The 13,401-nt window shown below is 53.1% G+C and carries 14 protein-coding genes; 5 read left to right on the top strand and 9 right to left on the bottom strand.

What is annotated here, in order from left to right; translation table 11 throughout:
- Positions 1–14 precede the first annotated feature (14 nt).
- Entirely contained in the window at positions 15–416 is a 402-nt protein-coding gene (gene mutT, locus DD586_RS17505) for an 8-oxo-dGTP diphosphatase MutT (RefSeq protein WP_041164617.1), read from the top strand.
- A 122-nt stretch (positions 417–538) separates the two neighbouring features.
- On the opposite strand, the gene yacG is transcribed toward mutT, so the two are convergent.
- From yacG to coaE, 3 genes are read right to left on the bottom strand one after another with little or no spacing between them, the layout of a single operon-like run.
- Positions 539–724 (bottom strand): DNA gyrase inhibitor YacG, encoded by a 186-nt coding sequence (gene yacG, locus DD586_RS21565; RefSeq protein ID WP_012886153.1) that lies wholly within the window; start codon positions 722–724, stop codon positions 539–541.
- A 60-nt stretch (positions 725–784) separates the two neighbouring features.
- Positions 785–1,534 (bottom strand): cell division protein ZapD, encoded by a 750-nt coding sequence (gene zapD, locus DD586_RS17500; RefSeq protein WP_012886152.1) that lies wholly within the window; start codon positions 1,532–1,534, stop codon positions 785–787.
- Complete coding sequence (gene coaE / locus DD586_RS17495) at positions 1,527–2,153, bottom strand: dephospho-CoA kinase (protein WP_012886151.1); 627 nt, start codon at positions 2,151–2,153, stop codon at positions 1,527–1,529. The genes zapD and coaE overlap by 8 nt, the downstream gene beginning before the upstream one ends.
- Positions 2,154–2,318: 165 nt before the next feature.
- Between coaE and DD586_RS17490 the strand changes: the two genes are divergently transcribed.
- Complete coding sequence (locus DD586_RS17490) at positions 2,319–3,359, top strand: GMP reductase (RefSeq protein ID WP_012886150.1); 1,041 nt, start codon at positions 2,319–2,321, stop codon at positions 3,357–3,359.
- A 25-nt stretch (positions 3,360–3,384) separates the two neighbouring features.
- On the opposite strand, the gene hofC is transcribed toward DD586_RS17490, so the two are convergent.
- From hofC to DD586_RS17465, 5 genes are all read right to left on the bottom strand, one after another.
- Positions 3,385–4,590, bottom strand: coding sequence for a protein transport protein HofC (gene hofC, locus DD586_RS17485; protein WP_012886149.1), 1,206 nt, complete (start codon positions 4,588–4,590; stop codon positions 3,385–3,387).
- A 9-nt stretch (positions 4,591–4,599) separates the two neighbouring features.
- Entirely contained in the window at positions 4,600–6,021 is a 1,422-nt protein-coding gene (gspE, locus tag DD586_RS17480; RefSeq protein WP_012886148.1) for a type II secretion system protein GspE, read from the bottom strand.
- 5 nt (positions 6,022–6,026) lie between these two features.
- Positions 6,027–6,470, bottom strand: coding sequence for a prepilin peptidase-dependent pilin (gene ppdD, locus DD586_RS17475; RefSeq protein ID WP_012886147.1), 444 nt, complete (start codon positions 6,468–6,470; stop codon positions 6,027–6,029).
- 261 nt (positions 6,471–6,731) lie between these two features.
- Entirely contained in the window at positions 6,732–7,622 is an 891-nt protein-coding gene (gene nadC, locus DD586_RS17470) for a carboxylating nicotinate-nucleotide diphosphorylase (protein WP_012886146.1), read from the bottom strand.
- A gap of 184 nt (positions 7,623–7,806) precedes the next feature.
- Positions 7,807–8,670 carry a nucleoside-specific channel-forming protein Tsx gene (locus tag DD586_RS17465; protein ID WP_012886145.1) on the bottom strand — a complete coding sequence of 288 codons (864 nt, stop codon included), beginning with the start codon at positions 8,668–8,670 and terminating at the stop codon, positions 7,807–7,809.
- A 416-nt stretch (positions 8,671–9,086) separates the two neighbouring features.
- Between DD586_RS17465 and ampD the strand changes: the two genes are divergently transcribed.
- Both ampD and ampE read left to right on the top strand, forming a co-directional pair.
- On the top strand, positions 9,087–9,647 hold the full coding sequence (gene ampD, locus DD586_RS17460) for a 1,6-anhydro-N-acetylmuramyl-L-alanine amidase AmpD (RefSeq protein WP_012886144.1): 561 nt from the start codon (positions 9,087–9,089) through the stop codon (positions 9,645–9,647).
- A 6-nt stretch (positions 9,648–9,653) separates the two neighbouring features.
- Complete coding sequence (ampE, locus tag DD586_RS17455; RefSeq protein ID WP_012886143.1) at positions 9,654–10,508, top strand: beta-lactamase regulator AmpE; 855 nt, start codon at positions 9,654–9,656, stop codon at positions 10,506–10,508.
- Between the two features lie 109 nt (positions 10,509–10,617).
- Here ampE and DD586_RS17450 read toward each other — a convergent pair whose 3' ends face one another.
- Positions 10,618–11,964 (bottom strand): amino acid permease, encoded by a 1,347-nt coding sequence (locus tag DD586_RS17450; protein WP_012886142.1) that lies wholly within the window; start codon positions 11,962–11,964, stop codon positions 10,618–10,620.
- 652 nt (positions 11,965–12,616) lie between these two features.
- On the opposite strand from DD586_RS17450, the gene pdhR reads away from it, so the two are divergent.
- Complete coding sequence (pdhR, locus tag DD586_RS17445; protein ID WP_012886141.1) at positions 12,617–13,381, top strand: pyruvate dehydrogenase complex transcriptional repressor PdhR; 765 nt, start codon at positions 12,617–12,619, stop codon at positions 13,379–13,381.
- The last annotated feature ends 20 nt before the right edge of the window (positions 13,382–13,401 follow it).

Raw genomic sequence — 13,401 nt, 5'->3', positions numbered from 1 at the left:
TGGTTGAAAAGAGAATGACGCAAAAAACTTTATCTGTGGCGGTGGGGATTATCCGCAATCCGCAGCGTGAGTTCTTCATTGCCTGCCGTCCAGCTGGCGTACACATGGCTGGGAAATGGGAATTCCCCGGCGGCAAGGTAGAAGAGGGGGAAACACCGGAGCAGGCGCTGGCGCGTGAGCTGCATGAAGAAGCCGGGATTGAGGTGATCAATCCGAGCCCGCTGGGCAGCAAAACGTTTTCTGCCGGTGAACGTCTGATCACGCTGCATTTCTTTTTAGTTGAGCAGTGGCGTGGTGAGCCGTATGGCCGTGAGGGCCAGCCGTCGCGTTGGTTAACGGCTGAAGAACTGGACGAACACGAGTTTCCACCGGCCAACGCCGAGATGATTCAACAGCTGAAAGCCGGTCGCGTATAAGCGTAAATCGGGCATATTGTCTGGGGCTTGGACTTGTTCGCGTTCTTTACAGCGATTCATGCCTGCAGGCATGAATCGTGACAAGGGCAAGAAATAGCGTATCGCTATAGTTGGGGCTGTGGTCAGTGCTGCGTTTCGCCCCAAACGTCGCTGTCTGAAATGTCTTCCTCGCTGGGTATCCGTTTTTCTTCGTCTGCCCACTCACCTAAATCGATCAACTGACAGCGCTTGCTACAGAAGGGTCGATAAGGGCTGTTCTCGCTCCATTCCACCGGTTTGGTGCAGACGGGGCATTTTACAACGGTCATCTCGTTATCCACGTTTCATTCTTCTCCAGAAACTTGCTGTCGCCAGCAAGTTAATTCTATCTAGCAGCACGCCAACTCGAATTCCAGCCGTGCAGGTGTTTGCCCATCACTGTCTAATGGCAGAAAACGGATGGCATAACGGGTCTTATGACCCGATATTTGCGGGTAGAGCTGATGAGCGAGACCAATCCGCAGGCGCAACAGATCGGCATCGGTTGCATTATCCTGATAAAACCCGTTAAGGCTGATTTGCTCTTTGAAGGATCCCGCATGACGAATCAACTCCAGTATGCTGTCGAGTGAACGTTTGAGCGGTGATACGCTCTCCAGCCACATGTTGATGTGTCGTTGTTTTTGCTCCGGCAACTGGTGCAGCCAGATATGCAAGGTGGGCAGGTCAAAGCTGCAACACCCGCCTGGCAGGCTCAGACGTTGGCGTACCATAGCGATTAATTTGTCTTCACGCAGCCCTTGCCCCATGCGCGGCGCAGCAATCAGTTCGGCAGACAGGTTGCGTAATTTTTGACGTAACGTGTTAATACGCAAAATATCCGCTTCCGGCAATTCACCCCATTGCGCCAGTTTCTGTTGCTGTCGCTCCAGCTCTTTTAGCAGATCTGGGCGGGCATCCCCTCGTTCGAGAATATCCAGTAACTCTGAGACGGCGCGGAAAAACGTCAGGGCAACGCCGATGTCTTTCAGGTCATGGTTGTCGAACATCTGTTGCAGTAAAAATTCCAGGCGTAACCAGGTACGCATTTTTTCATTCAGCGGATATTCAAAAAGAACTGTTGAGGAAACGTCACTCATTATGGGTCGTCCTGTCGGTTGCGGATGCGGCCAGCTCAAGGTAATGCTGATGTAGAGCGGCAATCCGCGGAGCCAGTAAGCTCGGATTGCTGTTGTTATCGATAATATCATCAGCGCAGGCCAGCCGTTGTTCACGGCTAGCCTGCGATGCCAAAATATTTTCCGCCTGAGCGCGGGATACACCATCCCTGCTCATGGTACGTTGTAATTGTGTGTCCAGAGGGACATCGACCACCAAAATACGGTGCGCTTTCCCTTGTAGTTGATTCTCCACCAACAAAGGTACCACCCATAACGCATAAGGGGTGGTAGCGGCAGCGAGCTGGCGTCGGGTTTCTTTCTGGATCAACGGATGCAGCAACGCATTGAGCCAACGCTTATCTTCCGGGTTAGCAAAAATGCGCTCACGCAGGGCGCTTCGGTTTAATGCACCGTCTGGTTGTAATATTTCCCGGCCAAAGTATTTCACGATAGTTGCCAGCGCGGGTTGCCCCGGTGCCACGACCTCACGGGCTATCACATCCGCATCGACAATAGTGGCGCCAAGCTCTGCAAAACCCTGAGCAACCGTGCTTTTCCCGCTTCCTATGCCGCCTGTAAGCGCGACGATATATGCCATGGTAATCAACTAGAAATGGCCAGGTAAATTTATCGGATTTTAGCCCAAATTGAGGAAAAATCGCAGTCTTGTCGCAGGATTATTCGAGCGTATGATCACAATGAATTGGCGCATTATCGCCTCTTCTTCCCTGAATCATTCTCCCACTTCATCAGGTCGTACATCATGCGTATTGAAGAAGATATTAAACTGGGTTTCAAAGATGTGCTTATTCGTCCTAAACGCTCCACGCTGAAAAGCCGTGCAGACGTTGAACTGACACGGGAATTCAGCTTTCTGCATGCAGGTTGCGGCTGGTCGGGTGTCCCCGTCATTGCGGCCAATATGGATACAGTGGGGACGTTTCAGATGGCGCGAGTCCTGGCGTCGTTTGAGTTACTGACCGCAGTGCATAAGCATTATTCCGTGGCTGAATGGCGGCAGTTCATCGAGAGTACGCCTGCTACGGTCTTACGCCATGTCATGGTGTCGAGCGGCACATCGGACAGTGATTTTGAGAAGATGACACAGATCCTGGCGTTATCCCCGGATCTGAAATTTATCTGCATTGATGTTGCTAACGGGTATTCGGAACACTTCGTCAATTTTGTGCAGAAAGCACGTGACGTTTTCCCTGATAAAGTCATCTGTGCCGGTAACGTGGTAACCGGTGAGATGGTGGAAGAGTTACTGTTATCAGGGGCGGATATCGTCAAGGTGGGGATTGGCCCCGGTTCTGTTTGTACGACGCGGGTTAAAACCGGCGTTGGCTATCCGCAATTGTCCGCGGTGATCGAATGTGCTGATGCCGCTCATGGGCTGGGTGGACAGATTGTCAGTGACGGGGGGTGCTCCGTGCCGGGGGATGTGGCCAAAGCCTTTGGTGGCGGTGCCGATTTCGTGATGCTAGGAGGGCTGCTGGCCGCGCATGACGAGTGTGGTGGCGATATTGTGGAGGAAGATGGCCGCAAGATGATGCTGTTTTACGGCATGAGTTCTGCCTCAGCGATGGAGAGACATGTCGGTGGTGTTGCTGAATACCGCGCAGCGGAAGGTAAGACCGTACGCCTGCCATTGCGTGGCCCGGTAGAACATACAGTACGAGATGTTCTCGGTGGGTTGCGCTCTGCCTGCACGTATGTGGGAGCGGCACGCCTGAAAGAACTGACCAAGCGTACCACCTTCATTCGTGTTGCCGAGCAGGAAAACCCGGTGTTTAACGGCTAAGCCCCCGTTGTTATGTGCTGGCGGGTCAGGCACCCGCCAGCACATTCCCCAACTGGAAAATCGGTAGATACATGGCGATAACCAGTGTTCCCACCAGACCACCAACGACGACCAGAAGCAGTGGTTCCAGTGTTTGCGTTAGCGTGTCTGCAAATTGTCGGGTGTGATTCTCATACCAGCCTGCCAGTCGGGCAAATAACTGATCCAGCGCCCCGGTTTCCTCTCCGACGCTGATGAGCTGGTGGCAGGGTGCCGGGTAGAGTAGAGGCTCATCATGGATGGCTTGCCCGAGCGGAATGCCCTGTTCAAGTTGGCGTTGTATCTCAGTGAGTGACTGTCGGTAAACCGGGTTGTTTACTGTGGCTGCGGCATTGAGGCCTGACAAGAGCGTTAATCCCGCCTGTTGCGTCATGGCCAGGGTGTGAAAAATTTGGCCCAGACAATGACTTTGTATCAGTGTGGATAGCAGCGGTAGTTTCAGCAATAACCGTTGTTCTCGTTGTTGCCACTCTGCGTTTTGCCTGCGTAACCGCCGGTAACCCAGTAATATGCCACCAGACAGGAGAAAGAGGATCACACCATGACGGTTTATCCCATCCGATAATGCCAGCATCATGCGGGTCAGCCAGGGAAGCGGGGCACCAAAAGAAGCGTACAGCTCTGCGAACTCCGGTAATACCAGCGTGAGCATCAGTAGCGTGACCAGTAACCCCACCGCCACCACAAATATGGGATAGCGTAAGGCTTTTATCACTGTTCCCGTCAACTGGCGTTGCATTTCCTGATAGTCCGCCAGGCGGGCACAGCATTCGTCCAGTTTTCCAGTCAGTTCCCCCACCGCGACCAACGAACGACACATAACCGGGAAGATGGTTGGATACTCTGAGAGTACCTCTGACAGTGGGCGTCCCTGGCTGACCTGTAGGCGAATGTCCTGTAACAGACAGCGCCAGCCCGCTTTTTCGTGCTGACGTCCTAGCAGCTCCAATGCATCCAGTAAGGGTAATCCTGCCTGCAGCAAGGTCGACAGCTGTCGGACGATGATGGATAGCTGGGGGCCTTGCCAGTAACGTGGTGTCAGATACGCACCGGTTTTCAGTCGTAAAGGCTGATAGCCGAGCTCCAGCAAGTACTGGTAAATTTCACCCCGTTCAAAACCGATACGTTCGCCAGTGCAAGGTTCGCCATCATGGCGTAGTGCCTGCCAGTAGTAGAGTTTTTGTACCGCCATGAGTGGCCTCTATTCAATGTGATCGCCTATCACGCGATAGACTTCTTCCAAAGACGTGACGCCTTCGTGAACCAGTGCCAGTCCTGCGGATAGTAAGCGGGTTTCCCGTTGCAATGGGAGTGTCAGGTTGTGGTCAGCTAATGATGTGGCACCAGACAATGCCTGCTGAAGTGCCGGTGTGACCGGTAGTAGATCGTAAATCGCGGCCCGGCCGTAGTAGCCAGAAAAACAGTGTTCACACCCGGTTGCCTGCCATTGCCGTAACGGGCCTTGCCATAGCGAGTGGGGTAAGGTGGTGGTGTCTTCTCTCAATTGGCGGCAGTGCGGACATAATCGTCTCACCAGTCTTTGGGCAATAACCAGTTTGAGCGCCGCAGCCACCAGATAGCCGGGGATGCCCAAATGCCCCAACCGGATCAGCGTATCCAGCGCCGAATTAGTATGCAGGGTGGACAGCACCAAATGACCGGTTTGTGCGGCTTTGACGGCGATCTCTGCCGTTTCAGCATCACGGATTTCACCAATCATGATTACATCGGGATCCTGGCGTAATAGCGCACGTAATACCCGGGCGAAGTCCAACTGACTTTGTGCGTGGATAGCGGTTTGATTGATGCCGGGCAAGGGAATTTCTACCGGATCTTCTACGCTGCAAATGTTACGGCTGGTGTCATTTAACCAGCGGATAGCACTGTACAGTGTGAAAGTCTTGCCGCTACCGGTGGGGCCGGTAACCAAAATCAGGCCTTGTGGCAGGCTGAGGGTGTGCTTGAATTGTTGCAGCGCGTAATCGGGCAGGCCTAACGCACTCAGTTCCAGAGCGTGTTGCTGTGTTTGTAATACTCTCAATACGACTTTCTCACCGCCCTGAACGGGTAACGTGGCGATGCGTAGCGAATAGGTATATTGCTCCAGACGGAGGCTGAATTGCCCGTCTTGTGGCAAACGGCGTTCAGCAATATTTAGTTTCCCCATAATCTTAAGACGGGCAACCATACGGTTTGCGGGTAAATCCGGGTTGGTCGGTATTTCATGTAATACCCCGTCGATACGCAGCCTGACGCGATAACCTGCTGATAAGGGTTCCAGATGGATATCAGAGGCCCGGCGCTGGATAGCCAATTTCAGGGTTTGGTTAATGAACTGGACTACTGGCGCATCATCGGGTTCTTCGGGGGATGCGGTATCAGCCTGATAAGAGGCGTTAGCCTCTTGAGCTTGCGGTGACGTGAGTTGTTGCTCCAGCCGTGCGGCAGGCCATTGTTCTACCAGAACGCGGCGGTGACTGGCGAAACGCAGCGCAGCGATCAGATCTTCTGTTACCGAACCGGCCACGGCAACAGAGATCGTCTGTTCGTCTATATCCAGTAGTAGGGCGTGATAACGACGACAAAGCAATTGTAATTCATGGTGTTGTGTCTGATGTGTCATGGCTGTCACCCTGCTGCCGAGTCAAAACGAAAGACGTCTTCGCATGCCTGACGCAGACTGTCGGCTCCGGCGCTGGTGCGGCAAGCCCTTGTCCAGCGAGATGCACCGTTTTGCGCATCCAGTGTGGGTGTCATCACCACACTTAACCCTTGCAGGGTCGACTGGCCAGTCAGGGTAATGACACCCTGATTGATCGTGACGGCACTGACATACCGTGATGCCGAAGGTGTCGGGATCCCCTGGCTACCGGCGTTACATCCTTCCAGCCCTGCATTGCTAAGGCTGCAAAGATCGACTGCGGTTTTATAGGCGCTCATGGTTTGCAGCATGTCAGTCATGGCGGCTTTTTGCAGATACCCTTGATACGCCGGGATCCCCAGCGCGCTCAGAATGGCGATGATGACAATAACCACCATCAATTCAATCAGTGAAAATCCTTGTTGTGTCATGTTATTGGTTCCCTGGTGTGGCTGGTGATGGCAGGGTAGAGACTGAGAGTGATGCTGGCTATCACAATGTTTTTAATCAGGAACCTGTTGTGCAAACTGCGGAGGATTACAGCAGGGTGTTACAAAAAACAGGCGAGCGGGCTCGCAAAACGGGGAGGTAAACCTAAGGAAAGGTTGGCGAGAGAGCCAATAGTGCTACAGCATCGCCATCAACCCGGCGCACCGGGCTGATGGAGGAGCACCGCAATGCAACGACAGGCATTAACGAAAACGCATCGACAGGTCGAGCGCCTGCACATGTTTGGTCAGCGCGCCCACCGAGATATAGTCGACACCGGTGGCGGCGTAATCCGGCAATGTTTGCAACGTCACGTTGCCGGAGACTTCCAGCAACGCGCGGCCATCGGTCAGGGTGACGGCTTCGCGGATAGCATCCAGCGTGAAGTTGTCCAGCATAATAATGTCCGCCCCGGCACCCAGCGCTTGTTGCAGTTCGTCGAGGGTTTCTACCTCGACTTCTACCGGCACATTGCTACGCAACTGGAAGGCTTTTTCAACCGCCTGCCTGATGGAGCCTGCGGCAATAATGTGGTTTTCTTTGATCAGGAATGCATCGGCCAGGCCGAGGCGATGATTGCTCCCACCACCGCACAGTACCGCGTATTTCAGCGCAGTGCGCAAGCCGGGCAGCGTTTTTCGCGTGTCCAGCAACCGGGTAGGCGTGCCTGCCAGTTGTGCGACATAACGACTCACTTCGGTTGCCACACCGCAGAGCGTTTGCAGGAAATTCAGCGCGGTGCGTTCACCGGTAAGCAGTATACGGGAAGACCCCTGCAACTGGCACAGCGGTTGATTTTCCGTCAGTACATCACCGTCTTGAACCAACCAGTCGATGGTGATGACGTTGCCCAACTGACGGAACACCTCGTCTACCCAGCGCTGACCGCAGAATATACCAGCTTCGCGGGTAATGATGACCGCGCTGGCGACAGTGTCATTGGGTAACAATTGTGCGGTGAGGTCATGCTCCGGGTTGGCTTCTCCCCCCAGGTCTTCGCGTAATGCCTGCTGTACGCTGGCGGGGATATCTTGCTCAATACGGCTGAGCAGTTCCGCCTGGCGCTGCTCCTGACTATAACGGCGTGTTGTCATGATGCTACTCCGATGGAATCCGGAATGTATGCTATCCCGTTAATGGGTGATTTTAAAAACTATTTCAATTCAATGTATTATTTGTTTTGTTGGCGCAACCCGCCAGGTCTGACATGGTGAGTAACAACCCATCCTGGCGGGGTTTTCGTATCCCGGCCATGGCCGGGATACATCATAGCAAAGATCAGAAGTTGTAACCGGCTACCAGATAATAGCCCCACCCTGTAGAGCGGACATTGAACGGGCCACGGCCGAAATCCAGTTCGGTGCCATCAGCCCACTGGCCGCCGTTATGGAAGTAACGGGCAACGACGGAGTAGTGCCAGTGGTCATAGTTCAGCGCCAGAATATGGCTGGAGGCAATGGCGTTACTGGTGCGAGACGGGCCAGCGGCGTCAGCCAGGTCGGATCCGAAGTCGAAGTTGGTAAAGCCGATATAGGTCAGCTTGCCTCCCCACAACGATGTGATCGGATAAAAGTATTTGATTTTAAAACGGTAGCCGTCCCAGCGATCTTCATTCGGCGCGCTGTAGTTCTGTCCCTGGTATTTGGCGTAGATATTGGCGGACAACGACAGATCCGTACCAGTATTGATATCGGTGCCCAGACCGACATACCAGGTGCTCTGGCGCGAGTCATTATTACGACCCTGATCGTAGATAATGTTGTTAGCGACATACCACTCTTTGAATGGGCCGAACCCCAACTGCGTGTTGGTCAGTTTATCAATCGAGAAACGAGGTTCGATTTCCATGAACAGCGGAGAGCCTTTATTCCAGATACCACGGTCAGGCGTATTACCTGCGCCAAAGGTTTTCGGCACATCAACATAGCCATAGAAATCAAACCAGTCTTTACGGGCGAACGCTTCATATTCCAGATACACATCATTGTTTAACTGGGGTCCGAAACGGGTGTGATAGCTGCCAACCACATTGATGCTCTGGTGCCACCAGTCCGAGAGGTATTGCGGGGCGTTAGTGTCCGCAACGGTGGGTAAACTGTATGACAATGTGCTGATTGCACAGGCGGCAAGGATTTTTTTCATGACGATTCTCTGTGTTGCCCGATAGCGCGTCAGCGGCTTGGTTGGCCGGGGAGGCGCAGATTGATTCGGGCTGTAATAACAAAATAACTGCTGAAAAACCTCCCGGTGATGGGCAGAAGACGAAAACGTTTGCTTGTTATGGCGTACGTGTCGACTGCTTGCCGGAAAGAGGGGGCGCAGCATACCAGAAGAAGGGCAGAACATCATGGTTTGTGTGCAGGCGTTGAAAGAACAATCGCGAATAAACCGGAATGGTTTTTTAACAGGTCAGGAACAGGGCAGATGCGGTAAGATGTTTGCATGATGAGTGCGATCAGTCGGTTAACGCTAGTGGTGCGATATCTGATTGTTTCCGGGCAATATGTGTTCCGGTGATGATCGTGTTTTGACGGCCAGGAAGAATCAAAGGAGCGGTGATGAGAGTGGAGCATGGCTGGTTGACAGAGGCCAGACGCGTTTTGTCGCCACATCAGGATGAGCGTCCGCAAGGCGAGTTGCCTTCTTTGCTGGTGATTCACAACATCAGTTTGCCCCCAGGCGAATTCGGCGGGCCTTACATCGACCAACTCTTTACCGGTACGCTGGACGCAACGACGCATCCTTATTTTGCGTCCATATGCCACCTGAGGGTGTCAGCGCATTGCCTGATTCGTCGTAACGGTGAAATTGTACAGTATGTGGCATTTGATCAACGAGCCTGGCATGCCGGCGTGTCGCAGTTTGATGGACGAGAGCGTTGTAATGATTTTTCGATTGGTATCGAGCTGGAAGGCACTGATACGCTGCCATTTACCACAGAACAATACGCCCGGCTGGCAGACGTTACCCGCCTGCTGAGTGAAACTTATGGCATTACGCCTGAACGTATTACCGGACACAGTGATATTGCACCGGGTCGTAAGACTGACCCCGGCCCGGCGTTCGACTGGGCGCGATATCAACAGTTATGGCAGACACCACCAGAACAAGGGGAGTAATCACAGATGACGTTGTTTAGCCTATTGTTGGTCCTGGGATGGGAGCGGTTGTTTAAACGTGGCGACCACTGGCAACTGGATCACCATTTGGAACGGGTGTTTCGTCATCTTTCCGCCCCATCGCTGGTGCAAACATTGCTGTTATCTATTATGGGCATGGCGGTGGTGTTGGCGGCGCAGTGGGTGCTCAGCGGGTGGTTGTTTGGCTTGCCGCTGTTGCTGTTGTGGATCGCTGTTGGCTTGCTGTGCATTGGCGCGGGTGAAATACGCCAGCATTACCACCGCTATATTCAGAGCGCTCAGCGTGGTGAGGCGGATGCCTGCCGGGAAATGGCTGAGGAGCTGGCGCTGATTCATGGCCTGCCGCTCGATGGCAGCGAACGTGAACGTTTAAAGGAATTACAAAACGCGTTGCTGTGGTTGAATTTCCGCTTTTATCTGGCTCCATTGTTCTGGTTTGTCGCGGCGGGGCCTTATGGTCCGGTAGCATTGGTGGGTTACACCGTGTTGCGCGCCCGGCAGTGCTGCCTGGCCCGTCATCATACTCCTCTGGAACGAGCGAATTCGGGGGTTGATACCTTACTGCATTGGTTGGACTGGATTCCGGTACGGTTGGCCGGTGCCGCTTATGCGTTGCTGGGGCACGGTGAGAAGGCATTGCCCGCCTGGTTTGCCGCCATGATGGACACACACTCTTCTCAGTACTGGGTTCTGACGAAACTGGCGCAGTTTTCACTTGAACGTGAACCGCATGGCGACCCGATTTCTACCCCGAGAGCGGCAGTGTCGCTGGCGAAAAAAGTGACGCTGGTGTTGGTTGTCGTCGTGGCGTTACTCACCATCTACGGTACGCTGGTCTAACCTATCGTGAGAGTCACGTTGCTGTGAAGATGGGAACATCATGAAAACAGTATGGCCGCTGCGGCGGCCATACTGAGAAAGGATGGTGTTTTTCTAAGAAAGGAAAGTGTTATTGGCGTGTTTTAAAACGATAGCCGATGCCCAGCACGAGCAACCAGATAGGAATCAATAAGACCGAAATCTGGATACCTGGCGTCAGGGACATGATGACCAGAATACCTGCCATAAATGCCAGACACAGGTAGTTGCCGTACGGGAACCACAACGCTTTAAATCGGGTCTGCGCGCCTTCGCGGTCTTTGGTCGCACGGAATTTCAGATGCGCCAGACTGATCATCGCCCAGTTGATAACCAGAGCAGACACAACCAGCGCCATCAGCAGCTCAAACGCTTTGCCCGGCAACACATAGTTGATTAGTACGCACAGGGCGGTAGCCAGCGCAGATACGCCGATAGCGACCACCGGCACACCGCGACGGTCTACTTTCAGCAGCGATTGTGGGCCATTTCCCTGCTTAGCCAGGCCGTACAGCATACGGCTGTTGCAGTAAACGCAACTGTTGTATACCGACAGCGCCGCAGTCAGCACCACAATATTCAGGATGTTAGCCACCAGCTCACTATTCAGTGCGTGGAAAATCATAACGAACGGACTACCGCCTTCAACCACTTTGCCCCACGGATAGAGCGACAGCAGCACCGTTAATGAGCCGACGTAGAAAATCAGGATACGATAGATGACCTGATTGGTCGCGCGCGGAATGCTCTCTTCCGGTTTGTCTGCTTCTGCTGCTGTAATGCCCACCAGTTCCAGACCACCGAAAGAAAACATGATAACCGCCATCGCCATCACCAGACCGCTGATGCCGTTGGGGAAGAAACCACCCTGCGCCCAAAGATTGGTAATGGATGCGTCCGGCCCGCCGTGGCCACTGAGCAACAGCCAGCCACCGAACACGATCATGCCGACAATCGCCACCACCTTGATAATCGCAAACCAGAATTCCAGCTCGCCGTACATCTTCACGTTGGCAAGGTTAATGGCGTTGATCACGACAAAGAACACTGCAGCGGACACCCAGGTAGGAATATCCGGCCACCAGTATTGTACATAGATACCAACGGCGCTTAGCTCCGCCATCGCCACCAGCACATACAGCACCCAGTAGTTCCAGCCGGAAGCGAAACCGGCGAAGTTGCCCCAGTATTTATAGGCAAAGTGGCTAAATGAACCGGCAACCGGCTCTTCCACCACCATTTCACCTAACTGGCGCATGATGAAAAACGCAATCAGACCGCCGATTGCATAGCCCAGCAGAACGGATGGCCCGGCCATCTTGATCGTTTGTGCGATACCGAGGAACAACCCGGTTCCAACCGCGCCCCCCAGAGCAATCAACTGTATGTGACGGTTTTTCAGTCCGCGTTGTAGCGTACCGTCTTGTTGATCTTGCATGCTTTTTACCCTCTGCCGATGAAAAGACAAACCGTTCACCGACGGTGTGGCGCGGGCTGGCACGTTTGTCTTTTTACGTGTGTGTAATTTTATATTTACGACGCTGACAAACTTAAATCGCCGCCAGTGCTATCGCGCGTCAGAGAATAGTGATATGCGCACAGAATTGCACTGATTTCTTGCGAGGCATGACATAAAAGTGTGATGTCATGATCACCGTCATCTGTACGGTACGGCTTTGCGCTTTTACCGTTGTTTACAGGGGGAGAAACGTCGTTGCCTTTTCCATGTCATACACGCGCGATATGTTCGGGAGGGCCAAAATAAGGTCATGGTCTGTGAATTGGACTTGTTGGTTTTTTATTCGTTTATTGTGATTTTAAATTCATTAAATGGCAGGTTGAACGGTTCAGCTTTGCCTGACTCGAGTTTCAAAAAAGTTAAAACTGGCGAGCTTTAATAAATGGTAATACCACTGAACGATTCGTGCTTTTGCTACAAGATTCTGGGCATTTGTTAAAAACTAAGGTGATTGGTAATTTCGCTCATCGTCTGTATGGACAGAAGGTGAATACTTTGTTACTTTGTGCGTCATGTTTTTAAAATTGGTATTACCAATTGACTCCGCGCTTTTTCGCCGGGAAGAATTCACATGGCCTACAGCAAGATCCGTCAACCTAAACTGTCAGATGTGATTGAACAGCAACTGGAGTTTCTGATCCTTGAGGGAACCTTGCGTCCTGGAGAGAAGCTGCCACCGGAACGTGAACTGGCAAAACAGTTCGATGTTTCCCGCCCCTCGCTACGCGAGGCTATCCAACGGTTGGAAGCCAAAGGGCTACTGTTGCGCCGTCAGGGTGGCGGTACCTTTGTTCAGAATAACCTGTGGCAGAGCGTTAGCGACCCGCTGGCGGAGCTGTTAATTAACCATCCGGAATCCCAGTTCGACCTCCTCGAAACTCGTCATGCCCTTGAAGGGATCGCCGCTTACTATGCCGCCTTGCGTGGTACGGAAGAGGATTTGCAGCGTATCCGTGATTGTCATGCCCTGATTGAAACGGCACGTGAAGCCGGTGATCTGGAAGGGGAGTCTGAAGCGGTCATGCATTATCAGGTCGCAGTGACGGAAGCGGCGCACAACGTGGTGTTGTTGCACCTGTTGCGTTGTATGGGGCCGATGCTTGAGCAAAACGTCAGGCAGAATTTTGAATTGCTTTATCTGAGTCGTGAAGTTCTGACGCAGGTGAGTAGCCATCGTGCCAGGATTTTTGAAGCGATTGTCGCTCGTGAGCCGGAAAAAGCCCGCGAGGCATCACATCGCCACCTGGCCTTTATTGAGGAAGTATTGCTGGAACTTAACCGGGAACATAGTCGGCGGGAACGCTCGTTGCGTCGGCTCCAGCAGCGCAAGGATTAGGCCGTCGACTGGCGGTCGTT

It is taken from the genome of Dickeya parazeae Ech586, assembly GCF_000025065.1.
Classification (GTDB): Bacteria; Pseudomonadota; Gammaproteobacteria; order Enterobacterales; family Enterobacteriaceae; genus Dickeya; species Dickeya zeae.
This window is presented reverse-complemented; position numbering and strand designations above follow the sequence as displayed.

Excerpts from the sequence above, each read along its gene's own strand:
- mutT (WP_041164617.1), top strand. The coding sequence starts at position 15 with ATGACGCAAAAAACTTTATCTGTGGCGGTGGGGATTATCCGCAATCCG.
- yacG (WP_012886153.1), bottom strand. The coding sequence starts at position 724 with ATGACCGTTGTAAAATGCCCCGTCTGCACCAAACCGGTGGAATGGAGC.
- zapD (WP_012886152.1), bottom strand. The coding sequence starts at position 1,534 with ATGAGTGACGTTTCCTCAACAGTTCTTTTTGAATATCCGCTGAATGAA.
- coaE (WP_012886151.1), bottom strand. The coding sequence starts at position 2,153 with ATGGCATATATCGTCGCGCTTACAGGCGGCATAGGAAGCGGGAAAAGC.
- DD586_RS17490 (WP_012886150.1), top strand. The coding sequence starts at position 2,319 with ATGCGTATTGAAGAAGATATTAAACTGGGTTTCAAAGATGTGCTTATT.
- hofC (WP_012886149.1), bottom strand. The coding sequence starts at position 4,590 with ATGGCGGTACAAAAACTCTACTACTGGCAGGCACTACGCCATGATGGC.
- gspE (WP_012886148.1), bottom strand. The coding sequence starts at position 6,021 with ATGACACATCAGACACAACACCATGAATTACAATTGCTTTGTCGTCGT.
- ppdD (WP_012886147.1), bottom strand. The coding sequence starts at position 6,470 with ATGACACAACAAGGATTTTCACTGATTGAATTGATGGTGGTTATTGTC.
- nadC (WP_012886146.1), bottom strand. The coding sequence starts at position 7,622 with ATGACAACACGCCGTTATAGTCAGGAGCAGCGCCAGGCGGAACTGCTC.
- DD586_RS17465 (WP_012886145.1), bottom strand. The coding sequence starts at position 8,670 with ATGAAAAAAATCCTTGCCGCCTGTGCAATCAGCACATTGTCATACAGT.
- ampD (WP_012886144.1), top strand. The coding sequence starts at position 9,087 with ATGAGAGTGGAGCATGGCTGGTTGACAGAGGCCAGACGCGTTTTGTCG.
- ampE (WP_012886143.1), top strand. The coding sequence starts at position 9,654 with ATGACGTTGTTTAGCCTATTGTTGGTCCTGGGATGGGAGCGGTTGTTT.
- DD586_RS17450 (WP_012886142.1), bottom strand. The coding sequence starts at position 11,964 with ATGCAAGATCAACAAGACGGTACGCTACAACGCGGACTGAAAAACCGT.
- pdhR (WP_012886141.1), top strand. The coding sequence starts at position 12,617 with ATGGCCTACAGCAAGATCCGTCAACCTAAACTGTCAGATGTGATTGAA.